The 22,047-nt window shown below is 59.5% G+C and carries 20 protein-coding genes; 9 read left to right on the top strand and 11 right to left on the bottom strand.

Going from position 1 to position 22,047, the window contains the following annotated elements; genetic code table 11:
• Nucleotides 1–204: 204 nt before the first annotated feature.
• From msrQ to mrcB, 9 genes are all read right to left on the bottom strand, one after another.
• Entirely contained in the window at nt 205–819 is a 615-nt protein-coding gene (msrQ, locus tag AC3WJW_RS17645; protein ID WP_493726813.1) for a protein-methionine-sulfoxide reductase heme-binding subunit MsrQ, read from the bottom strand.
• The gene (gene msrP / locus AC3WJW_RS17640; RefSeq protein ID WP_493726812.1) at nt 819–1,832 is read right to left on the bottom strand and encodes a protein-methionine-sulfoxide reductase catalytic subunit MsrP; all 1,014 of its coding nucleotides are present in this window, start codon (nt 1,830–1,832) and stop codon (nt 819–821) included. Before msrP ends, msrQ begins: the two co-directional genes overlap by 1 nt.
• A gap of 58 nt (nt 1,833–1,890) precedes the next feature.
• Nucleotides 1,891–2,745: a CDP-diacylglycerol--serine O-phosphatidyltransferase gene (pssA, locus tag AC3WJW_RS17635; RefSeq protein WP_102701640.1), complete on the bottom strand. Its 855-nt coding sequence runs from the start codon at nt 2,743–2,745 to the stop codon at nt 1,891–1,893.
• Nucleotides 2,746–2,889: 144 nt separating this feature from the next.
• Entirely contained in the window at nt 2,890–3,906 is a 1,017-nt protein-coding gene (ilvC, locus tag AC3WJW_RS17630) for a ketol-acid reductoisomerase (RefSeq protein ID WP_003228216.1), read from the bottom strand.
• 45 nt (nt 3,907–3,951) lie between these two features.
• Nucleotides 3,952–4,443: an acetolactate synthase small subunit gene (ilvN, locus tag AC3WJW_RS17625; protein WP_003176102.1), complete on the bottom strand. Its 492-nt coding sequence runs from the start codon at nt 4,441–4,443 to the stop codon at nt 3,952–3,954.
• A gap of 2 nt (nt 4,444–4,445) precedes the next feature.
• Nucleotides 4,446–6,170, bottom strand: a complete 1,725-nt coding sequence (locus AC3WJW_RS17620; protein ID WP_015096847.1) for an acetolactate synthase 3 large subunit — start codon at nt 6,168–6,170, stop codon at nt 4,446–4,448.
• Between the two features lie 483 nt (nt 6,171–6,653).
• A complete protein-coding gene (locus AC3WJW_RS17615) occupies nt 6,654–6,989 on the bottom strand; it encodes a YqcC family protein (protein WP_056728612.1) in 336 nt (111 codons plus the stop codon).
• Nucleotides 6,989–7,726: a tetratricopeptide repeat protein gene (locus AC3WJW_RS17610; RefSeq protein ID WP_493726811.1), complete on the bottom strand. Its 738-nt coding sequence runs from the start codon at nt 7,724–7,726 to the stop codon at nt 6,989–6,991. The genes AC3WJW_RS17615 and AC3WJW_RS17610 overlap by 1 nt, the downstream gene beginning before the upstream one ends.
• Nucleotides 7,727–7,742: 16 nt before the next feature.
• Nucleotides 7,743–10,061: a penicillin-binding protein 1B gene (mrcB, locus tag AC3WJW_RS17605; protein WP_102701637.1), complete on the bottom strand. Its 2,319-nt coding sequence runs from the start codon at nt 10,059–10,061 to the stop codon at nt 7,743–7,745.
• Nucleotides 10,062–10,176: 115 nt separating this feature from the next.
• Between mrcB and AC3WJW_RS17600 the strand changes: the two genes are divergently transcribed.
• From AC3WJW_RS17600 to AC3WJW_RS17585, 4 genes are all read left to right on the top strand, one after another.
• Entirely contained in the window at nt 10,177–11,733 is a 1,557-nt protein-coding gene (locus tag AC3WJW_RS17600) for a bifunctional aminoglycoside phosphotransferase/ATP-binding protein (protein WP_493726810.1), read from the top strand.
• A 90-nt stretch (nt 11,734–11,823) separates the two neighbouring features.
• On the top strand, nt 11,824–12,168 hold the full coding sequence (locus tag AC3WJW_RS17595; RefSeq protein ID WP_493726809.1) for a pentapeptide repeat-containing protein: 345 nt from the start codon (nt 11,824–11,826) through the stop codon (nt 12,166–12,168).
• Between the two features lie 249 nt (nt 12,169–12,417).
• Nucleotides 12,418–12,690, top strand: coding sequence for a TfoX/Sxy family protein (locus AC3WJW_RS17590; RefSeq protein ID WP_007971093.1), 273 nt, complete (start codon nt 12,418–12,420; stop codon nt 12,688–12,690).
• 466 nt (nt 12,691–13,156) lie between these two features.
• Nucleotides 13,157–13,474 (top strand): Rieske (2Fe-2S) protein, encoded by a 318-nt coding sequence (locus tag AC3WJW_RS17585; protein ID WP_493726808.1) that lies wholly within the window; start codon nt 13,157–13,159, stop codon nt 13,472–13,474.
• Here the strand turns inward: AC3WJW_RS17585 and sfsA are convergent.
• Both sfsA and AC3WJW_RS17575 read right to left on the bottom strand, forming a co-directional pair.
• Complete coding sequence (gene sfsA, locus AC3WJW_RS17580; RefSeq protein WP_493726807.1) at nt 13,471–14,184, bottom strand: DNA/RNA nuclease SfsA; 714 nt, start codon at nt 14,182–14,184, stop codon at nt 13,471–13,473. The two genes, AC3WJW_RS17585 and sfsA, sit on opposite strands and share 4 nt — an antisense overlap.
• Nucleotides 14,184–15,356 (bottom strand): pyridoxal phosphate-dependent aminotransferase, encoded by a 1,173-nt coding sequence (locus tag AC3WJW_RS17575; protein WP_102701633.1) that lies wholly within the window; start codon nt 15,354–15,356, stop codon nt 14,184–14,186. Before AC3WJW_RS17575 ends, sfsA begins: the two co-directional genes overlap by 1 nt.
• Nucleotides 15,357–15,690: 334 nt before the next feature.
• Here AC3WJW_RS17575 and dksA point away from each other — a divergent pair, with 334 nt between their 5' ends.
• The 5 genes from dksA to AC3WJW_RS17550 all read left to right on the top strand — a co-directional run bounded on the left by dksA (nt 15,691) and on the right by AC3WJW_RS17550 (nt 21,880).
• Nucleotides 15,691–16,131 carry an RNA polymerase-binding protein DksA gene (dksA, locus tag AC3WJW_RS17570; protein WP_007971100.1) on the top strand — a complete coding sequence of 147 codons (441 nt, stop codon included), beginning with the start codon at nt 15,691–15,693 and terminating at the stop codon, nt 16,129–16,131.
• A gap of 201 nt (nt 16,132–16,332) precedes the next feature.
• The gene (gene gluQRS / locus AC3WJW_RS17565) at nt 16,333–17,226 is read left to right on the top strand and encodes a tRNA glutamyl-Q(34) synthetase GluQRS (protein WP_126047575.1); all 894 of its coding nucleotides are present in this window, start codon (nt 16,333–16,335) and stop codon (nt 17,224–17,226) included.
• 77 nt (nt 17,227–17,303) lie between these two features.
• Entirely contained in the window at nt 17,304–17,480 is a 177-nt protein-coding gene (locus AC3WJW_RS17560) for a hypothetical protein (protein WP_003176118.1), read from the top strand.
• Entirely contained in the window at nt 17,464–20,418 is a 2,955-nt protein-coding gene (locus AC3WJW_RS17555) for a sensor histidine kinase (RefSeq protein ID WP_007971103.1), read from the top strand. The genes AC3WJW_RS17560 and AC3WJW_RS17555 overlap by 17 nt, the downstream gene beginning before the upstream one ends.
• Nucleotides 20,419–20,440: 22 nt before the next feature.
• On the top strand, nt 20,441–21,880 hold the full coding sequence (locus AC3WJW_RS17550; protein ID WP_493726806.1) for a sigma-54-dependent transcriptional regulator: 1,440 nt from the start codon (nt 20,441–20,443) through the stop codon (nt 21,878–21,880).
• Nucleotides 21,881–22,047 lie beyond the last annotated feature (167 nt).

The following is a 22,047-nucleotide window of genomic DNA, read 5'->3' as shown; positions in this document are numbered from 1 at the left end:
TCGTCAGCGGGAGGCGAATTCTACAGCGTTACTCGCTGCTGTCAACACCTCTTTTTCAACTTCCTTGGCGCTTCGATGACCTGAAGCAACCTGCTGCCGAAAACTGCGTAACTCTTTGTTTACCAAGGAGTTTTCCGTTTCGACTGCGCCGGAAGTGGGGCGAATTATAGACATCTGAAATCTGCCGTCAACACCTTTTTACGCCTATTTGGCAGAAGAGGCCTTTTTAGCCGTTAAACGCGGGATTCGACGAGCTACAGGCGGTAGCCGCAACACTAATAACAACACACCTATAGATGCATAGATCGCCCACTCCTTGAGGTCGGCACGCACAATCCAGAGCATATGCAGCAATCCAAGCCCGAGAATGACGTAAGCCAGGCGATGCAGCTTCTTCCAACTCGCCCGCAATCGCCGCTGACTGTATCGATTGGACGTCACCGCCAATGCCAGCAAACCAAGAAAGCCCAGCGCCCCGACAATAATGTAAGGCCGCTTGCGCAACTCGACACCCAGCTGCGACCAGTCAAAACCAAGAATGAATGCGGCATAGCTACAGAGGTGGAGCACTACATAGGCAAAACACCACAACCCCAACTGGCGCCGAACAACAATCCACCCCGACCAACCGGTGAGCTTGTGCAAAGGCGTCATACCCAAAGTCACGAGCAGCAGAACAAGCGCCCCCAACCCCAATCGATCGACCAGCACCTTGCCCGGATCCGGCCCGAGGACATCCTCCCAGGCCTGATACAACCACAGCAGCGGCCACACCAGTACCACGACAAAGACACCGATACGCCAAAACGGATAGCGCATCAGTAGTTCTTCCTCAGGTCGAGCCCCGTATATAGAGAGGCAACTTCCTCTGAATAGCCGTTGAACATTTGCGTGTCGCGCACATTGGGCTTGAACAAACCGCTCGGCAGACGGCGTTCACGAGCCTGAGTCCAGCGAGGATGATCAACCGTGGGATTCACGTTCGCATAAAAGCCATACTCATCCGGAGCAATACTCTGCCAGGTGGTTTTCGGCTGCTCGCTGACCAGACTGATGCGCACGATGGACTTGATGCTCTTGAAGCCATACTTCCAGGGCACCACCAAACGCAACGGCGCGCCGTTTTGATTAGGCAACTCACGCCCGTACATGCCTACCGCAAGAATCGCCAACGGGTTCATCGCTTCATCCAGACGCAGCCCCTCTATATACGGCCAGTCGATCAAGGCAAAACCGGAGCGCTGGCCCGGCATGCTTTTGGGGTCCTGCAGGGTTTCGAAGCGGATGAATCTGGCTTTCGAGGTCGGCTCTGCTTCCTTGAGTAACGCCGAGAGGGGAAAGCCGATCCAGGGGATGACCATCGACCATGCTTCCACGCAACGCAGTCGGTAGATTCGTTCCTCAAGCCGGTACGGCTTCATGAAGTCCTCCAGCGCATATCGCCCTGGCTTGCCCACCTCCCCGTCCACGACCACCGACCACGGCTCAGTCTTCAGCGCGCCGGCATTGGCGGCCGGATCACCCTTGTCGGTGCCGAACTCGTAGAAGTTGTTGTAGTGGGTCGCATCCTTGAACGGCGTGATCGCCTCATCCTTGACGTTGACCGCCCCCCACTGGGTAGCAGGAAGTTTTTCGCTGAACCAGGAAGGCGCCTTGCCGGGTTCGACATCCGGGTAACGCGCAGCATCGCCAGCGCTGGCCCATTGCGGCAAACTGCCCAAAGCGAAGCCGGCAACCGTGGCGCCGAGCACATTGCGTCGAGAAAGATAGAGGGATTCAGGCGTGACGTCCGACTCATGACAGTCGGACGCTCTGGTGACTTTGATCAGCATGGTTACTCCGCAGCTCTGGAAGACAGATGCACCCATAGACTGCGGAGTATGAGGGAAATTACGCGCTCTTGTTACGGCGAAGACGTAACAGGTATTGAACCGGGCCAGAGGCTGCATAGGCAAGAAACACCAGCAACAGGATGCGCGGCGGATCACTGAACACCACGGCAAACACCAGCACCACAGCGAGAATCGCCACGAACGGCACGCGCCCTTTCAGGTCCAGCTCCTTGAAGCTGTTGTACTTGATGTTGCTGACCATCAGCATGCCGGCCGCAGCCACCATCAGCGCAACCAGGAAGGACATCTTCGACCCCTGGATACCGTAATCGCTGAACGCCCAGACGATGCCTGCAACAACGCCCGCCGCTGCCGGGCTGGCCAGGCCGATAAAGTAGCGCTTGTCCGCCGTACCGACCTGAGTGTTGAAACGTGCGAGACGCAGCGCCGCACCCGCGACATAAACGAAGGCGACCATCCAGCCAACCTTGCCCATGTCACCCAGAGCCCAACCGAAGGCCAGCAATGCCGGTGCGACACCAAAGGCGACCATGTCCGACAGCGAGTCATATTCGGCACCAAAGGCGCTCTGGGTATTGGTCATACGGGCCACGCGGCCATCAAGGCCATCGAGCACCATCGCAACGAAGATCGCGATGGCCGCAAACGCGAAATACTTGCTCGCATTGGCCGAGTCACCCGCACTCAGGGCCGCCTGGGCGCTCATCGAGTTGATGATGGAGTAAAACCCTGCGAACAGGTTCGCAGTGGTAAACAGGTTCGGCAGAAGATAGATACCACGATGCCGGACTTTACGACCTTCAGCGTCATGGCCCTCCTCGACATGTTCATCGATGGGCAGCAGGCTTTCGGCGTCAGAAGCCTGGTTTGGCTCTTCGGGGCGTTCGCTCATGGACATTACCTTGCAACGGGGTGGAAAGTTTGGACAGGTGTCTGGGACGACGGTTCGGCCGCAAACGATGCAGCTTTATACCAGAACCGGTCTCCCAAACGAAAAAACGCGGCCTAAGCCGCGTTTTTCGTACAAGGGCGTGACTTAGTTTTTGGCTTTGTCGACGATCTTGTTGGCACCGATCCACGGCATCATGGAGCGCAGTTGCTCGCCGATGATTTCGATACCGTGAGCGGCGTTGTTACGACGCTTGGCGGTCATCGAAGGATAGCCGGTAGCGCCTTCGCTGATGAACATCTTGGCGTATTCGCCGTCCTGAATACGTTTCAGGGCGTTGCGCATGGCCTGACGGGATTCGGCGTTGATGACTTCCGGGCCGGTCACGTACTCGCCGTATTCGGCGTTGTTGGAGATCGAGTAGTTCATGTTGGCGATACCGCCTTCGTACATGAGGTCAACGATCAGCTTCAGTTCGTGCAGGCACTCGAAGTAGGCCATTTCTGGCGCGTAGCCAGCTTCAACCAGGGTTTCGAAACCGGCTTTTACCAGCTCAACGGTACCGCCACACAGAACGGCTTGCTCGCCGAACAGGTCGGTTTCGGTCTCGTCCTTGAAAGTGGTTTCGATGATGCCGGTACGACCGCCGCCAACGCCGGCAGCGTAGGACAGCGCAACGTTCTTGGCGTTGCCCGAGGCGTCCTGGTAGATAGCGATCAGATCAGGGATACCGCCGCCCTTCACGAATTCGGAACGTACGGTGTGGCCTGGAGCCTTCGGCGCGATCATGATCACGTCGAGGTCAGCGCGCGGCACAACCTGGTTGTAGTGGATCGCGAAGCCGTGGGAGAAGGCCAGGGTGGCGCCCTTCTTGATGTTCGGCTCGATTTCGTTCTTGTACAGGGAGGACTGGAACTCGTCCGGGGTCAGGATCATGACCAGGTCGGCCGCTGCAACAGCCGAAGCAACGTCGGTCACTTTCAGGCCGTGGGCTTCTGCCTTGGCAACGGTAGCCGAACCTTTACGCAGGCCAACAGTCACGTCAACGCCGGAATCTTTCAGGTTGCACGCCTGAGCGTGGCCTTGGGAACCGTAACCGATGATGGCAACTTTCTTGCCCTGGATGATCGACAGGTCGCAGTCTTTATCGTAGAAAACTTTCATGAATTTCCCCTATATCAGGCCGTTCAGGCCGTTCGCTAATTTGGTTTAGATGCTGAGTACTTTGTCGCCGCGGGCGATGCCGGTCACGCCGCTACGGACGGTTTCCAGAATCGAGGCGGTGCCGATGGACTGAATGAAGCTGTCGAGCTTGTCGCTGGTACCGGTCAGTTGAACGGTATACACGCTGGCGCTGACATCTACGATCTGCCCACGGTAAATATCGGTAGTGCGCTTGATCTCGGCGCGCTGGGCGCCGGTGGCCTTGACCTTGACCAACATCAGTTCGCGCTCGATGTGAGCACTTTCCGACAGGTCGACCAGTTTTACCACTTCGATCAGCTTGTTCAGGTTCTTGGTGATCTGCTCGATGACTTCATCGTGACCGACAGTGGTCAGCGTCAGACGCGACAGGGTCGGGTCTTCGGTTGGGGCCACGGTCAGGCTTTCGATGTTGTAGTTGCGCTGCGAGAACAGGCCAACCACGCGAGACAGAGCGCCGGGTTCGTTTTCCAGAAGCAAGGAAATAATGTGCCGCATGATTAAGTACGCTCCGTCTTGCTCAGCCACATATCGCGCATGGAGCCGTCTTTGATCTGCATCGGATAGACGTGCTCGCTGGTGTCGACCGAAATGTCGATCACCACCAGGCGATCCTTCATGGCGAACGCCTCTTCCATCTTCGACTTCAAGTCCTTCGAATCGGTGATACGCACGCCAACGTGACCGTAGGCCTCTGCCAGTTTGACGAAGTCAGGCAACGATTCCATATAGGAATGAGAGTGACGGCTGCCGTAACTCATGTCCTGCCACTGGCGAACCATGCCCAGCACACCGTTGTTCAGGATGACGATCTTGACCGGCAAACCGTATTGCAGACAGGTCGACAGCTCCTGAATGTTCATCTGGATGCTGCCCTCGCCGGTGACGCAAACGACGTCGTCATCCGGGAAGCTCAGCTTGATGCCCATGGCCGCCGGAAAACCGAAGCCCATGGTGCCCAGACCACCGGAGTTGATCCAGCGGTTCGGCTTGTTGAACGTGTAGTACTGCGCCGCGAACATCTGGTGCTGACCCACGTCGGAGGCTACAAAGGCATCGCCCTTGGTCACTTCGCACAGGGTTTCGATCACGGCCTGCGGCTTGATGACGCTGCCGTCGCCCTTGTCATAAGGGAACAGGCCACGATCACCGCGCCACTCATCGACTTGCTTCCACCAGCTGGCAACGGACTCCTTGTTCGGGGTCTCGCCGATTTCCTTGAGGATCGCGACCATTTCGGTCAGGACACTTTCGACCGGGCCAACGATAGGCACGTCGGCCTTGATGGTCTTGGAGATCGAAGCCGGGTCGATGTCGATGTGAATGATCTTGGCGTTCGGGCAGAACTTCGACGCGCCGTTGATGACACGGTCGTCGAAACGCGCGCCGACAGCGAGGATCACGTCAGCATGGTGCATCGCCAGGTTGGCGGTGTAGCTGCCGTGCATGCCGAGCATGCCGATGAACTGACGGTCGGTGCCAGGGTAGCCACCGAGGCCCATCAGGGTATTGGTCACTGGCAGGTTGAGCATCTTCGCCAGTTCGGTCAGTGGTGCGGAACCACCGCCGAGGATCACGCCGCCGCCCGAATACAACACAGGACGCTTGGCCGCCAGGAGCATTTCTGCCGCCTTGCGGATTTGACCGGAGTGACCACGAACAGCTGGGCTGTAGGACCGCAGCTTGGCTTTTTTCGGGAAGACGTATTCGAACTTCTCGGCCGGGTTGGTCATGTCTTTCGGAATATCGACAACGACCGGACCAGGGCGACCGGATTGCGCCAGGTAGAAGGCTTTCTTCATGACTTCCGGGATTTCCGACGCGTGCTTGATCATGAAGCTGTGTTTCACGATCGGCCGGGAGATACCGATCATGTCGGTTTCCTGGAATGCGTCGGTGCCAACCATGGTGCTCGGCACCTGGCCGGAAATGACCACCATCGGAATGGAGTCCATGTAGGCCGTGGCAATACCGGTGATGGCGTTTGTCGCGCCCGGCCCGGAAGTCACCAGTACCACACCGGCTTTACCGGTGGCACGGGCGTAGCCGTCAGCCATATGGGTAGCCGCTTGCTCGTGACGAACCAGGATGTGGGTCACTTCCGGTTCTTTGAACAGGGCATCGTAAACATGAAGAAGAGCACCACCCGGGTACCCGTAGATATATTTGACGCCTTCGTCGCGCAAAAAGCGGACGAGCATCTCACCGCCAGATAAAAGCTCCACGTTGCTCACCTCTAAAACGCCAGAATACCGCCCACGAAAAATGGGACGGGTCTTAATAGGTTTACTTCTCAGCAGAGCATGAGCGACGGTGGTCGCCGACTACGTCAGCACTGACTGAGCAAGTATTGGGATCGTCCCAAGTGTTGCGGGCCTTTCCCACCCAGCGCGAGGTAACGCGTTGCGGGTGTAACAGGTCGACGCGGATATGCGCCTCATGATCTGCTGAGAGGGTCTGCTTCTGGCAGTCCCTGTACAGCGGACTTTGGATTCTTCTGTTTCGCCCTTCGCAAGTCAAGTCGTCTATGAGCTTTATTCTACTAAGCACATGAGAACGCAAGAAAAAACCCGTAAATCCGCCGCGTGTTAGCTTCGATTGCGCAACTTTTGGCAAAAAATTGGCACGCGCATGCGCTTACCCTGCAACGGCCGACAAAATAGAGAGAGATTGTGGACAACTGCCAGCGGACGCTGGCAGCTTCTGGCTCAGCGAGAGGCTGTGATCAACTGATCAAACTCTTTGAGCAATACCTGCAACTGCCGATCCCTGCCCTGGACATTGCGTCCGGCAAAGACCATCTCAGCCATTTCCTGAATGCCCGAAGCATTGGGTAGTGGTAGATCCTGCTCGAGGATCATCTTCATGCGCGGCAGGAAGATCCATTGCAGCCATTGCTCGAAATCCAGTGTATCGACCGAAAACGGCTCGACACTGGAAAGCGCTTCGGCCGATGGCGAGACTTCATCCCACCAGCCTTGCACCCGCAACTCGCGCTCGATCAGCAGCAGTTGATCGGCGATTTTCAGAAAGCGCGCATCCATCACAGCGTTACCTTGGCCTTCTGGCGCGCCAGTGCCGCACCCTGGGAGTCACCCTGTTTTTCACGTGCCTGGGCAATCAGCTCCCACAAGTTGGCCTGAAGGGCCGGACGCCCATTGGCCAAGGTCAGCCCACGGCGAGCGAACTGCTCGGCCTGGGCTGCATCGCCTTGAGCCATCCGCACCTGCGCCAGACGGTACAGCACCTGCGGTTCACGCGGAGCAACGCGCTGGGCGCGTTCAAGGCTGGAAGAGGCACCGTTGAGATCACCGCTCGCCTGTTGCTGCTGAGCGGTGGTCAGCAAAGCCAGTACCGGACCGTCCAACTGCTCGTCGGCAGAGAGCCCGCCCGAACTGGCCGACGGAATCCCGCTTGGCGACGACGGCATGCTGTAGTTGCCCTGGTTGATCGGCGCCGATTGTACCGGCGACGTGTCAATCGGCCCCGGCGTGATCGGCCCCGGGGTAATAGGCGTGGTGCTGATTGGCGTTGAAGTCGTTGCCGCGCCTGGCACCATCACCACGACGCCGCTGTCACCTTGCGGAATCGCCTGGGTCTGCGACTGACCTTGTACAGGACGCTTGACGGTCGTTTGGCGGAAGCCGCCATTGGCCGAGATCCGCTCACTGTTGGACACCGCGGTGCCGGAATCCACAACCGGAATCGAACCACGTTGTACGGTAGAGCAACCGCTGAGCAAAGCTACGGCGGCAACCGCTGGAATCAACCACTTGTTCACTTGAAATCCTCTTTGCTTAATTCATCCAGCCCTTGACCCAGTCCATCACCGACTCCGCAGGGTTTTCACCTCCGCAAGCGGCGCCGGGAGGCGGTTCGCTGCCGCGAATATACGGCATCTGCACGGCACCGGGGCAACCGGCGTCAGAACCTTGACCGGTTCGCGAATCCACCCAGGCCTGAACGATATTATCCGGCTGCGGCATGTCCAGCGGCAACGGGTCGGCCTTGCGCATGAAGCTGGTCCAGACCTGCAAGGCCCCGGTGGCGCCAGTGAATGGCGTCTTGCCGTTGTCGTCGCGCCCCAGCCAGACCACCGCCAGCAAGTCCTGGCTGAAACCGGCAAACCAACTGTCTCGCGAGTCGTTACTGGTGCCGGTTTTACCCGCGAGGTTCAACGTTCTTGGCAACACGTTATAGACCGAGCTGCCGGTACCTTCTCGCATCACGCGCTGCATGGCGCTCTGGATCAGGTAAATGGAGGCCGGATCGAAACGCTGCTGAATCTGGAACGGGTAACGCTTGAGCGGCTCGCCTTCGGCAGTCAGCACGCTGCGAATCCCGCGCATCGGCGTATTGAAGCCACCGTTGGCGAGGGTCTGGTACATGGTCGCCACTTCGATGGGCGTCATCCCGCCAGCACCGAGCAACATCGACGGGAAGGCCGGGAATTCACGAGACACCCCCAGGCGCTCCACCGTCTTCAGGACGTTCGGCACACCGACCGCCAGGCCGAGACGCGCGGTCGACAGGTTGTAGGAATGCGCCAACCCCTGATAGAGGAAGACGGTACCGTGAGAACGACGATCATAGTTTTGCGGCTTCCAGACCTGGCCGTCGGCGCCCTTGACCGAGAAGGATTCGTCCGACAGCCAACTGGTCAACGTGTACTGGCTCGGTTTCTCCAGCGCGGTCAGGTACACCGCCGGCTTGATCAACGAGCCGATCGGCCGCACAGCATCCAGCGCCCGGTTGAACCCGGCAAAACTGGCCTGGCGACTGCCGATCATGGCCTGTACTTCGCCGGTCTCCGGGTTGGTCACGACCATGGCCGCCTCGACGTCATCGGAACCCTTTCGCCCGGCCAGGCGCTTGAAGGTGTCGTTGACCGAGGCTTCAGCCTTCATCTGCAGGATCGGGTCGAAACTGGTGAAGATGCGCAGACCTTCTTCGGTCAAGTCTTCGTCGCGATAGTCTTCACGCAACTGACGCTTGACCAGATCGAGGAAGCCGGGGAACGAGCTGTCCGCCAGACTGCCGCGCTTGGTCACGCCCAGCGGCATTTTCTTCGCTGCCTCAACCTGCTCGGCAGTCGCAACGCCCTGCTCCTGCAGCACATCGAGTACCAGGTTGCGCCGCTCAAGGGCACGCTCCGGATAACGACGGGGGTTATAGGAAGAAGGCCCCTTGACCATGCCCACCAGCAGCGCGACCTGATGCAGCTTGAGTTCGGCCAGCGGCTGGCTGAAGAAGAACTGGCTGGCCAGACCGAAACCGTGCACCGCGCGCTGGCCGTCCTGCCCGATAAACACTTCGTTGAGGTAAGCCTCAAGGATCTCGGGTTTGTCGTAATGCAGTTCAAGCAGCAGCGCCATCATCGCTTCGGTGAGCTTGCGGCTCAGGCTGCGCTCGTTGGTCAGGTAGAAGTTCTTGACCAACTGCTGAGTCAGGGTACTGCCGCCCTGACGCATGCGACCGGATGAACCGTTGACCCAGATCGCTCGGGCGATCGACTTCGGCGAAACCCCGAAGTGATGATAAAAATCGCGGTCCTCGACAGCCACCAGCGTTTCCAGCAGATACGGCGGCACCTGATCGATCTTGATCAGGATCCGGTCTTCGAGGTTTTTCGGGTACAGGCCACCGATCAACAGCGGCTCAAGGCGCACCACCGACAGTTTCGAGCCTTTTGCCCCCGCCAACTCGGCCACGTAATCGCCGGAGAAACGCACCCGCACCGGTTGCGCCTGCTCCATGCCTTCATAGAACTGGAAGCCACGGGTGTTCAGGTCAACGGTATTGCCGTTGACCGACGCCGCGCCCGGACCGTTGGCCACGCTTTCACGGCGATAACCCAGGGCATCGAGCTCGGTCAGGAAATCATCCCTGCTCAGCTTTTGTCCGACGAACAGCTCGAGGGGACGCGCGTAAACCTTGGCCGGAATGGTCCAGCGCTTGCCGGAGAACTTCTCCTGGACGATCGCATCAAGGTAAACGGCGAATCCGGCCAGCACTACCAGGCCGACCAGACTGAGTTTAATGGCCCAGCCCAGCCACGGGCGCAGGCCCCTGGAGGGTGGTTTTTTTGGGGTACGGGGAGTTCGAGTACGAGTCATGGCGGCGGATTATACGCACTTTATTCATACTCAACAGGAGCGCTCCGAGGTTTGCGTCAAGCGGACTTGCAGCCATAATGACGGCCTTGATTTTCCAGACTCTGAAGGATCGCCTGTGAGCCAGACCTTGATCGCTGCCCTGCAAAACCCTGCCCTCTACCCGCACCCGGTAGAAGGATTCCAGGTCATCGAAACCCATATCTCCTGGGTCATTCTCACCGGCCCCTTCGCTTATAAAGTGAAGAAACCGGTCAACTTCGGTTTTCTCGACTTTACCGGCCTTGAGGCTCGCGAACATTTTTGCGCTGAAGAGCTGCGCCTGAACCAGCGCCTGACCGACGATTTGTACCTGGAAGTGTTGCCCGTCACCGGCAGCGCCGAGGCTCCGCAATTGGGCGGCGAAGGCCCGGCCATCGAGTATGTACTGAAAATGCGCCAGTTCCCGCAAACCGGCTTGCTCAGCACCTTGCAAGCCAATGGCGAATTGACCACCGCGCACATCGACGAGATGGCCGAGCAAATCGCCCGCTTCCACCTCAGCGCCCCCAAGGTGCCGGCCGGGCACGAAGCCGGCACCCCGGACAGCGTCATGGCGCCGGTACGGCAGAACTTCGAGCAGATCCGTCCGTTCCTCAGCGATAAAGCCGACCTGTTGCAACTCGACGCCCTGCAAGCCTGGGCCGAAAGCAGCTTCGAGCGCCTCAAACCCCTGCTCGCCCAGCGCAAGGCCGAAGGCTTCATTCGTGAATGCCACGGTGACATCCACTTGGGTAACGCAACCGTGATCGACGGCAAGGTCGTGATCTTCGACTGCATCGAATTCAACGAACCGTTCCGATTTACCGACGTTTATGCCGACACCGGCTTCCTGGCGATGGACCTGGAAGATCGCGGCCTGAAGTGCCTGGCGCGTCGTTTCGTCAGCCAGTACCTGGAACTGACCGGCGACTATCACGGCCTCGAGCTGCTGAACTTCTATAAAGCCTACCGCGCCCTGGTTCGCGCCAAGGTCGCCCTGTTCAGCATGCCGGCCGACGCCACTGCGGTGCAGCGCGCCACGACCCTGCGCCAGTACCGCAACTATGCCAACCTCGCGGAAAGCTACAGCACCATTCCTTCGCGCTTCATGGCCATTACCAGCGGCGTTTCCGCAGTCGGCAAGAGCCATGTCGCCATGCGCCTGGTCGAAGCCCTGGGCGCGATTCGCCTACGCTCCGATGTCGAGCGCAAGCGCCTGTTCGGCGAGCAGACCGTCGAGAATGATGTACAGGCCGGCATCTATAGTGCCGACGCCAGCGCGGCGACCTATGCCCGCCTGCACGAAATCGCCGACGTCATTCTGCATGCGGGCTTCCCGGTGGTGGTCGACGCCACTTACCTCAAGCGTGAGCAGCGTGACAGTGCGGCGAAGGTGGCCGAGGCCACGGGTGCACCCTTCCTGATCCTCGACTGCAATGCACCACAGGCCGTGATCGAAAGCTGGCTGGCCGTGCGCCAGGCCGACAAGAAGGACCCGTCCGACGCCACTCTGGCCGTGATCGAAGCCCAACAAGCCAGCCGTGAGGCGCTGACCCCCGCAGAAATCCTCTGCAGCAAGCGTGTCCAGACCAATGAAAGCGGGACTCTGGATACCGTTGTGGAACAGATTCGCCAGCGCCTGCCGGGCCTGTAAAAACTATTTCAGTCGTGAGGCCCTCGCTGGCCTCACGGCTGTTAAACAGTGGCACTATACTGGCGTCATAAAACCATCAGGTGATGCGACATGAGCCAGCCAAAACTTCTCGACACTCCGCTTTATGCCCTGCTGCACAAAGACGACATCAGAGGCTTCAACAGTGAGCGCCCCAAGGATGGCCCCATCGACATGGTGGGTGGAGATTTCCGGGGGCTGGACCTGCGCGAACTGAATGCCGACGGTTTGGACTTCAGCGACGCCTACTTCCGTTCCGCCGACTTGCGCGGCATCGATTTTCGCAAAGCGAACCTGGAAGGCGCGAGCCTGGCCCACGCGCAAATCTCCGGCGCCTACTTTCCAGTGGAACTGAGTGCCGACGAAATCCTCATGTCCATGAACTTCGGCACGCGGTTGCGCTACCGCACCCGCTGATCACCGTTGCCGGCAGACAGGTCCAGTGCTCCCATTGCGCTGGACTGCGGGGATATTCACTCGCTCCCCTGATTGCTCCCCCCCTACCCCTTTTTTTTGCGCGTTCGCCGACCTTCAACACCCTGCCAACTCTTATCTCTTAGAAGCATTTGCGTCGAAAACGAGCAAACAATCACGCTTTTCCTACTGATGGCTACACTCCTCAGAAGATTGCCCACGCTCTCCATTCGGCCATCGCAAGGAGGCTTGATGAATGATGAACTGCAACACCTGAAGAATCTTGGCAAGACGTCAGCGCAATGGCTGCATGCCGTGGGCATCCATAGCGCATCGGACTTGCGTCGCCTCGGGGCGGTGGATGCTTATCGGGCCGTGCGTACGCGCGGTTTTCGGGCGTCCAAGGTGTTGTTGTACGCAATTGAAGGTGCCCTGATGGACGTTCACTGGAATGACATCCCTGCCGAGCGCAAGGAGGCGCTGAACAAACAACTGGAAGCCATTTCTTCACGCCACAAGAACTGATCCGACAAATATTTCCGAAGTTTTGCAACCTGAAACCCAATGATTACGGGGCTTGCATAAGTAAATTCGGCGAATCGCCAAGAAATAGAAAAACAGCGGTTGACTTGGTAATGAGAATCGATATGATTATCACAACTGGTCGCGAGACTGGTCGATATTCTGAAAAGCCCTTGGTTCGGACTCTCAGATTATCTCCTCATCAGGCTAATCACGGTTATTTGACCCGGCTCTTGCCGGGTCTTTTTTTGCCTGTGGAAAAGTACTGACGGGATTCGGCGATGGATGCGCCATACCGATCACCACAACGCGGGTGGTCAGACGCATGTCAGTTTCCCGGGCATCGAATGGTCAGGCCAAGTATCCTCGACGATAGGCACTTGTCCCCGGCGGGCAAGACGGCCAATTGATCGCATTTAACCGTCAAGCTCGACCTATCCGGTCACGAGCTGCGGGACTGAGGATAGAGATGAAGTTGCTTTGCGCAGGTGCCGAACTGGTCAATGACAGCAGTCGCGGTTTCGACATTGACGGCCAAAAGCTTTTTGCGGTGCGCCGCAGCGGTCAGGTCCATGTCTACATCAATCGCTGCCCGCACCGGGGCGTCGCTTTGGAGTGGCATCCCGACCAGTTTCTCGACCCCAGCAACAGCCTGATCCAGTGCGCCACCCATGGCGCACTGTTCCTGATCGAAGACGGTGAATGCGTCGCCGGCCCTTGCGCGGGGCAAGCCTTGACCAGCGTGGCCTGCCGCGAGGATGAACAAGGGATCTGGATCAGCCTTTAGCCGCCCGGCAACACGTCCAGACGCCGGTCGACCAGCATTTCCTGGTGATTCAAGCGCACAGCGTAAGCCAGCACCTCGACCCCACACTCAATAGCCTCACGCAAGGCCTGCGCATAAACCGCATCGATTTCCTGCGCCGGACGCACGGCCTCGATGCCGGTCAGGCATACACAGTACAACTGCACCGCGCGAATACCGTCCCTGGCCAGGTGGGCCAGTTCCCGCAGATGCTTGGCGCCACGCTGGGTGACCGCATCGGGAAACGCCGCCACCGCCGTACCGTCGAAACCCAGGGTCACGCTTTTGACCTCGACGTAGGCAGGCCCTTCGGGGTAATCGAGCCGGAAATCGATACGACTGTTTTCCTGACCATAAGCCACTTCGCGCTTGAGCCCGGTAAAGCCGTTCAATTCCGTGATGACGCCCGCTCGAAGCGCCTCTTCGACCAAACCATTGGCCCGGGCGGTGTTCACACAAAACAACCGCCCTTGCGGGGTTTCGCCGATCTCCCAGGTGCCGGGCAACTTGCGTTTCGGGTCGTTGGAGCGGCTGAACCAGACCTGCCCGCCTTCGACCTGACAATTGAGCATCGAACCTGTGTTCGGGCAGTGAATGGTCAGCAACTCGCCGTCAACGGTTTCGATATCGGCGAGAAAACGCTTGTAGCGTCGAATCAGGCGACCTTCTTCGAGGGGAGGATGAAATCGCATCAGCCTTGCCAGCTCCGTAACCCACGGGCAATGCGCTCGACCGCTTCCTGCAAACGCTCGAGATTTTGCGTGTAGGCGAACCGCACATGATGCCCGGCCTGATAACGCCCGAAATCCAGCCCCGGGGTGAAGGCCACATGCTCGGTCTCGAGAAAATGCTTACAGAACGCGAAGGCATCGCCGCCGAACTTGCTGATATCGGCGTACAAGTAGAATGCTCCCTCCGGTTCCACGGCGATGCCGAAGCCCAACTCACGCAGGGCCGGCAGCAGGTAATCCCGACGCCGGCCAAATTCGGCGCGACGCTCTTCGAGAATGCTGATGGTTGCCGGCTCGAAACAGGCCAGCGCGGCGTGCTGCGCCATGCTTGGAGCGCTGATGTAGAGATTCTGGGCGAGCTTTTCCAGCTCACCGACGGCTGCATCGGGGGCCACCAGCCATCCCAACCGCCAACCGGTCATCCCGAAGTACTTCGAAAAACTGTTCAGCACGAAGGCACTGTCGTCGACTTCCAGCACGCTGGCCGCATCGGTGCCGTAGGTCAGGCCGTGATAGATCTCGTCGACCACCAGATGACCGTGGCGCTCCTTGATCGCGACAGACAGCTTCGCCAGCTCGTCGCGGGTCAGGATCGTGCCGGTCGGATTGGCCGGCGAAGCCACCAATGCGCCCACGCTGTCGTGATCCCAATGGCGCTCGATCAGGCCAGGCGTCAATTGATAACGCACCTCCGGTCCGACCGGCACCAATTGTGCCGCGCCTTCGACCAGTCGCAGGAAGTGCCGGTTACAGGGGTAGCCCGGGTCCGCCAGCAGCCAGTGTTTGCCGGGGTCGACCAGCAAAGCACTGGCCAGCAGCAACGCACCGGACCCGCCGGGTGTGATGAGGATGCGTCGAGGGTCGATGTTCAAGCCATAACGCTGCTGATAAAAGCCCGAAATGGCCTCACGCAGCTCCGGAATGCCGCGCGCGGCGGTGTAACGGGTCTTCCCCGCTGTCAGCGCAGCCTGGCCGGCCTGGATGATCGGTTCGGCGGTGGTGAAGTCCGGCTCGCCGATTTCCAGGTGGATCACATCGTGGCCGGCCGCCTGCAATTCATTGGCCCGCGCCAACAGCGCCATGACATGAAAGGGTTCGATCGCGCGACTGCGGGCACTGTAGGACTGAGCCATTGGCCTTCCTTCAACAGGGAAAAAAACCGATTCTACCCAAGCGCAGGAACGAGCGAGAACCTAAAGCGGTCAGAGGGCTTATAACCCCGACCACAAACGATTCAAGCGTGTGCGCAAGGTTTGACTAAAATCAATAGTTGAGCAGGGTTCCGGAGCCGCCAGACAACGGTTTGTCATCATTGGCAAGCACCATGAGCCGCAAGCTCGACATCCGGGAGTAGCGCGGCCCGAGTTGATCTGGTAAGTTCGCCCGCTTGCAGCCGCAGGGCCGGCAGGTGTCGGTGATGGAGCAATCCTGCGCAGATGGATTACAAGAGTAGAGGCGGTCTATTTCATGTCCACCCAAGCAAAGCAGCAAAACCAGGCAATCAGCGGCTTCGAGCCCTATGTTCAGAAAGCTGGCGAAGAGTACATGGGCGAGCCCATGCGCAAGCACTTCACCAAGGTCCTGAATCAGTGGAAAAAAGAGCTGATGGAAGGTGTCGACAAGACCGTGGACCACATGAAGGACGAAGCGGCCAACTTTCCTGATCCGGCAGACCGTGCCAGCCAGGAAGAGGAATTCGCCCTCGAACTGCGTGCCCGCGATCGTGAACGCAAGTTGATCAAGAAGATCGACAAGACACTTCAGCTGATCGAAGACGAAGAGTACGGCTGGTGTGAATCCTGCGGCATCGAGATCGGCGTCAAGCGCCTCGAAGCGCGTCCTACCGCCGACCTGTGCATCGACTGCAAGACCCTGGCAGAAATCAAGGAAAAGCAAGTCGGCAAATAATTGCGACTTGAACGAAGAACGGAGCGTGCGAACGCTCCGTTTTTGTTTCCAGGATTCACCTCGGTAAAACACTGTGGGAGCGAGCCTGCTCGCGAAGGGGCCATCAACTTCGACATTGATGCTGGCTGATACACCGCTTTCGCGAGCAGGCTCGCTCCCACAGGTACCTGGCGTAAGCCCGAAACAAGTGATATTGCATTCATGACCGCCACCTCCCCCACCTACATCGGGCGCTTTGCCCCCACGCCCAGCGGCCATCTGCATTTCGGTTCTCTGGTCGCAGCGCTGGCCTCTTACCTTGATGCGCGCTCGGTGGGCGGACGCTGGCTGATGCGCATGGAAGACCTTGATCCGCCCCGCGAGGAACCCGGCGCCCAGGCGGCCATCCTCAAGGCCCTGGAAAGCTATGGCTTCGAGTGGGATGGCGACCTGGTTCGCCAAAGCGAGCGGCACGACGCCTACGCCGAGGTGCTCAATCGCCTGTTCAATCACGGCCTGGCCTACGCCTGCACCTGCTCGCGCAAACAGCTGGAACCGTATCACGGGATTTATCCGGGGTTGTGCCGCAATGCCGGCCATGGCGCCGATGATGCCGCCATCCGCCTGCGCGTACCGGAGCTGGAGTACCACTTCCTCGACCGGGTGCAGGGCGAGTACCGCCAGCACCTGGGCCGGGAAGTCGGCGATTTCGTGATCCGCCGTCGCGACGGGCTCTACGCCTATCAACTGGCCGTGGTCCTGGACGATGCCTGGCAGGGCATCACCGATATCGTTCGGGGTGCCGACCTGCTGGACTCCACGCCCCGCCAGTTGTACCTGCAAGAACTGCTCGGCCTGCCGCAACCGCGCTATCTGCATATCCCGCTGATTACTCAGCCTGATGGCCATAAACTCGGTAAGTCCTACCGTTCGCCGCCGTTGACCGAGGATCAGGCAACGCCCCTGTTATTGCGGGCGCTGCGCGCGCTGGGACAGAACCCGGGAACCGAACTGATTGATGCCACGCCACGGGAAGTGCTGAACTGGGGCATTGCCCACTGGGATGCCTCGCTGATCCCGCGCACACTGAGCCTGCCCGAGGCACAGCTGCTGTGATCGCACTTGCAGTGGCGCGCCCATCCGTTACCATCGCCGCACGTTTTCGGGCACGCACATAAAAAAGAGAGGCCGGGATGTACATCTATCGCTTGGTCCTGCTTTTGGTAGTGGGCATTTACCTGTTTTCCCCGGCCATCATGGATTGGTGGATCGACGCCACTGGCGCCTGGTATCGCCCTTATCTGCTCTGGCTGATTCTGATCGTCGTGACCTTCATCCTGCAGAGCCAAAAAGATGCCGATGAGCTTTAGCCTGACCCAGATGATCCTGATCAGCGCCGCGTACCTGGCGGTGCTGTTCGGTGTGGCCTGGATCAGTGAACGGGGCATGATTCCCCGGGCGATCATTCGCCACCCGCTGACCTACACCCTGTCACTGGGCGTCTATGCCAGTGCCTGGGCGTTTTACGGCACCGTGGGCCTGGCCTATCAGTACGGCTACGGCTTTCTGTCCAGCTACCTGGGCGTCTCCGGGGCCTTTCTGCTGGCGCCGGTGTTGCTTTATCCGATCCTGAAGATCACCCGCACTTATCAACTGTCGTCCCTGGCGGACCTGTTCGCCTTCCGCTTCCGCAGCACCTGGGCCGGAGCGCTGACCACGATTTTCATGCTGGTCGGCGTATTGCCGTTGCTGGCCCTGCAGATTCAGGCGGTCGCCGACTCCATCGGCATCCTCACCCGCGAGCCCGTACAAAATCGCGTGGCCCTGAGTTTCTGCGCACTGATTACGCTGTTCACGATTTTCTTCGGCTCCCGCCACATCGCCACCCGGGAAAAGCATGAAGGCCTGGTATTCGCCATTGCCTTCGAATCGGTGATCAAGCTGATCGCCCTCGGCGGTGTCGGGTTGTATGCGCTTTACGGCGTGTTCGACGGCCCGCAACAGCTGGAACTGTGGCTGCTGCAAAACCAGACCGCGCTCGCGGCCCTGCACACGCCTTTGCAGGAAGGCCCGTGGCGCACCCTGTTGCTGGTGTTCTTCGCCTCGGCGATCGTGATGCCGCACATGTATCACATGACCTTCACCGAGAACCTCAACCCGCGTTCGCTGGTCAGCGCGAGCTGGGGCCTGCCGCTGTTCCTGCTGCTGATGAGCCTGGCGGTGCCGCTGATTCTCTGGGCCGGCCTGAAACTGGGCGCCACCACCAATCCGGAATACTTCACCCTGGGCATCGGCATCGCCGCCAACAGCAAGGCGCTGGCGCTGCTGGCCTATGTCGGCGGGCTGTCCGCTGCCAGCGGCCTGATCATCGTCACCACGCTGGCGCTGTCCGGGATGGCTTTGAACCACCTGGTGTTGCCGCTCTATCAGCCACCGGCCGAAGGCAATATCTACCGCTGGCTGAAGTGGACCCGTCGGGCGCTGATTGTCGCGATCATCATGGCCGGCTACGGCTTCTACCTGATGCTCGGCGCGGAACAGGACCTGGCCAACCTCGGCATCGTCGCGTTCGTCGCCACGCTGCAGTTCCTGCCGGGCGTGCTCTCGGTCCTGTACTGGCCGACCGCCAACCGTCGCGGCTTCATCGCCGGCTTGCTGGCGGGGATACTGGTCTGGCTGGTGACCATGTTGTTACCGCTGGTCGGCAACCTGCAGGGCTTCTACATTCCGCTGCTGAACATGATCTACGTGCTGGACGACACCAGCTGGCACATGGCGGCGATTGCCTCGCTGGCAGCCAACGTCCTGATGTTCACCCTGATCTCGCTGTTCACCAACGCCAGCACCGAAGAGGCCAGCGCTGCCGAAGCCTGCGCCGTGGATAACGTGCGCCGCCCGCAACGCCGCGAACTGCACGCCGCCTCGCCCCAGGAGTTCGCTACGCAGCTTGCAAAACCATTGGGTGCAAAAGCGGCGCAGAAAGAAGTGGAACAGGCACTGCGCGACCTTTATCTGCCATTCGACGAACGCCGACCCTATGCCCTGCGTCGCTTGCGTGACCGCATCGAAGCCAACCTCTCCGGCCTGATGGGGCCGAGCGTGGCCCAGGACATGGTCGAAACGTTCCTGCCTTACAAGGCAGGTGGCGAAAACTACGTGACCGAAGACATTCACTTCATCGAAAGCCGACTCGAGGACTACCACTCGCGCCTGACCGGCCTGGCCGCCGAACTCGATGCCCTGCGCCGCTATCACCGCCAGACCCTGCAGGAATTGCCGATGGGCGTGTGTTCGCTGGCGAAAGATCAGGAAATCCTCATGTGGAACAAGGCCATGGAGGAGCTGACCGGCATCGCCGCGCAGCGTGTGGTCGGTTCGCGCCTGAGCACCATTGCCGATCCGTGGAAAGAACTGCTGCAAGGCTTCATCAATCTGCCGGACGAGCACTTGCACAAGCAGCACCTGGCCCTCGACGGCCAGACACGCTGGCTGAACCTGCACAAAGCGGCGATCGACGAACCCCTCGCGCCGGGCAACAGCGGCCTGGTGTTGCTGGTGGAAGACCTGACCGAAACCCAGATGCTCGAGGACAAACTGGTGCACTCCGAGCGCCTGGCGAGCATCGGTCGCCTGGCGGCCGGCGTGGCCCATGAAATCGGCAACCCGATCACCGGTATCGCGTGCCTGGCGCAGAACCTGCGCGAAGAACGCGAGGAAGACGGCGAGCTGAAGGAGATCAGCGGGCAGATCCTCGAGCAGACCAAGCGCGTGTCGCGCATTGTCCAGTCGCTGATGAGCTTTGCCCATGCCGGCAGCCATCAGCACAGCGACGAGCCCGTCTGTCTGGCCGAAGTGGCTCAGGATGCCATCGGCCTGCTGGCGCTGAACCGACGCAATTTCGAAGTGCAGTTCTACAACCTGTGCGACCCCGAGCACTGGGTCGAAGGCGACCCGCAACGGCTGGCCCAGGTGTTGATCAACCTGCTCTCAAATGCCCGTGACGCCTCGCCACCCGGCAGTGCGGTACGGGTCAAGAGCGAAGCCGGCGAACACACGGTCGATCTGATCGTGGAGGACGAAGGCAGCGGTATTCCGTCGAGCATCATGGACCGATTGTTCGAACCTTTCTTCACCACCAAGGACCCTGGCGAAGGCACCGGTCTGGGCCTTGCACTGGTCTATTCCATCGTTGAAGAGCATTATGGACAAATCACCATCGACAGCCCGGCTGATGTTCAAAGCCAACGCGGCACCCGAATCAGGGTTACCTTGCCGCGTCATGTCGAAGCGACGTCCGCTGTGAACTGAGACCGTCGAGAGTATCGAATCAATGCCGCACATTTTGATCGTCGAAGACGAAACCATTATCCGCTCCGCCTTGCGCCGCCTGCTGGAACGTAACCAGTACCAGGTCAGCGAAGCCGGTTCAGTGCAGGAAGCACAAGAACGCTTCACCATTCCCTCGTTCGATCTGATCGTCAGTGACCTGCGCTTGCCGGGCGCGCCTGGCACAGAGTTGATCAAGCTCGCCCAAGGTACGCCGGTGCTGATCATGACCAGCTACGCGAGCCTGCGCTCGGCAGTCGACTCGATGAAAATGGGTGCAGTGGATTACATTGCCAAGCCATTCGACCACGACGAAATGCTGCAAGCCGCCGCACGCATCCTGCGTGACCGACAAACGGCACAAGCCGGTGGTGAAGCAGTTGCCGGCAAAGCCGCCAATGGTGCGGCGAAGTCCGGTGCCGACAACAGCAACGGTGAAATCGGCATTATCGGTTCATGCCCGCCGATGCAGGACCTGTATGGCAAGATCCGCAAAGTCGCGCCGACCGACTCCAATGTGCTGATCCAGGGCGAATCGGGCACCGGTAAAGAACTGGTGGCCCGCGCCCTGCACAACTTGTCCAGACGCGCCAAGGCACCGATGATTTCGGTGAACTGCGCAGCCATTCCGGAAAGCCTGATCGAGTCCGAACTGTTCGGCCACGAAAAAGGCGCATTCACCGGCGCCAGCGCCGGGCGCGCCGGCCTGGTGGAAGCAGCGGACGGCGGCACCTTGTTCCTCGACGAAATTGGCGAACTGCCGCTGGAAGCCCAGGCTCGCCTGCTGCGCGTATTGCAGGAAGGCGAAATTCGTCGCGTAGGTTCGGTGCAGTCGCAAAAAGTCGATGTGCGCCTGATCGCCGCGACTCACCGCGACCTCAAGAGCCTGGCGAAGATCGGCCAGTTCCGCGAAGACTTGTATTACCGCCTCCACGTTATTGCGCTGAAGCTGCCAGCCCTGCGCGAACGCGGTGCGGACGTCAACGAAATCGCCAACGCCTTCCTGGCGCGGCAAAGTGCGCGGATCAACCGCACCGACCTGAAGTTCGCCGCGGATGCCGAGCAAGCCATTCGTCACTACTCCTGGCCGGGCAACGTTCGCGAACTGGAAAACGCCGTCGAGCGCGCCGTTATCCTGTGCGAAAGCCCGGAAATCTCCGCCGAGTTGCTGGGCATCGACATCGAACTGGGCGACCTGGAAGATGACGAATTCATTGGCCTGCCCCCACAACAGGGCAATGGCAATGCCAGCAACAACAATCACGAGCCGACCGAAGACCTCTCCCTGGAAGACTACTTCCAGCATTTCGTCCTCGAGCATCAGGACCACATGACCGAAACCGAGCTGGCCCGCAAACTCGGGGTCAGCCGTAAATGTCTGTGGGAACGCCGTCAGCGCCTGGGCATCCCGCGGCGCAAGACCGGGGTGGCCAGCGAAAGCTGAACCCCACCTGTCTCATGTGCGGGTAACACGTGACATTGTGAAAAAACTGTTACCTCAGCTTTTTCACGTAACAGAAGCCGGGGCTTACGGTAACGAAGCCTCGGCTTTTTTTCGCCTTCGAAATACCCAGTAGCTGGCCTAACCCCTTGTTTTATTGGGTTTCGCAA

It is taken from the genome of Pseudomonas sp. GW821-FHT07G06 (genome assembly GCF_058986625.1).
Note: the sequence above shows the minus strand (reverse complement) of the source record. Positions and strands in the feature narration are given on the sequence as shown.

Coding starts and splice junctions, on each gene's coding strand:
- msrQ (WP_493726813.1), bottom strand. CDS start 819: ATGCGCTATCCGTTTTGGCGTATCGGTGTCTTTGTCGTGGTACTGGTG.
- msrP (WP_493726812.1), bottom strand. CDS start 1,832: ATGCTGATCAAAGTCACCAGAGCGTCCGACTGTCATGAGTCGGACGTC.
- pssA (WP_102701640.1), bottom strand. CDS start 2,745: ATGAGCGAACGCCCCGAAGAGCCAAACCAGGCTTCTGACGCCGAAAGC.
- ilvC (WP_003228216.1), bottom strand. CDS start 3,906: ATGAAAGTTTTCTACGATAAAGACTGCGACCTGTCGATCATCCAGGGC.
- ilvN (WP_003176102.1), bottom strand. CDS start 4,443: ATGCGGCACATTATTTCCTTGCTTCTGGAAAACGAACCCGGCGCTCTG.
- AC3WJW_RS17615 (WP_056728612.1), bottom strand. CDS start 6,989: ATGGATGCGCGCTTTCTGAAAATCGCCGATCAACTGCTGCTGATCGAG.
- mrcB (WP_102701637.1), bottom strand. CDS start 10,061: ATGACTCGTACTCGAACTCCCCGTACCCCAAAAAAACCACCCTCCAGG.
- AC3WJW_RS17595 (WP_493726809.1), top strand. CDS start 11,824: ATGAGCCAGCCAAAACTTCTCGACACTCCGCTTTATGCCCTGCTGCAC.
- AC3WJW_RS17590 (WP_007971093.1), top strand. CDS start 12,418: ATGAATGATGAACTGCAACACCTGAAGAATCTTGGCAAGACGTCAGCG.
- AC3WJW_RS17585 (WP_493726808.1), top strand. CDS start 13,157: ATGAAGTTGCTTTGCGCAGGTGCCGAACTGGTCAATGACAGCAGTCGC.
- sfsA (WP_493726807.1), bottom strand. CDS start 14,184: ATGCGATTTCATCCTCCCCTCGAAGAAGGTCGCCTGATTCGACGCTAC.
- AC3WJW_RS17575 (WP_102701633.1), bottom strand. CDS start 15,356: ATGGCTCAGTCCTACAGTGCCCGCAGTCGCGCGATCGAACCCTTTCAT.
- dksA (WP_007971100.1), top strand. CDS start 15,691: ATGTCCACCCAAGCAAAGCAGCAAAACCAGGCAATCAGCGGCTTCGAG.
- gluQRS (WP_126047575.1), top strand. CDS start 16,333: ATGACCGCCACCTCCCCCACCTACATCGGGCGCTTTGCCCCCACGCCC.
- AC3WJW_RS17560 (WP_003176118.1), top strand. CDS start 17,304: ATGTACATCTATCGCTTGGTCCTGCTTTTGGTAGTGGGCATTTACCTG.
- AC3WJW_RS17555 (WP_007971103.1), top strand. CDS start 17,464: ATGCCGATGAGCTTTAGCCTGACCCAGATGATCCTGATCAGCGCCGCG.
- AC3WJW_RS17550 (WP_493726806.1), top strand. CDS start 20,441: ATGCCGCACATTTTGATCGTCGAAGACGAAACCATTATCCGCTCCGCC.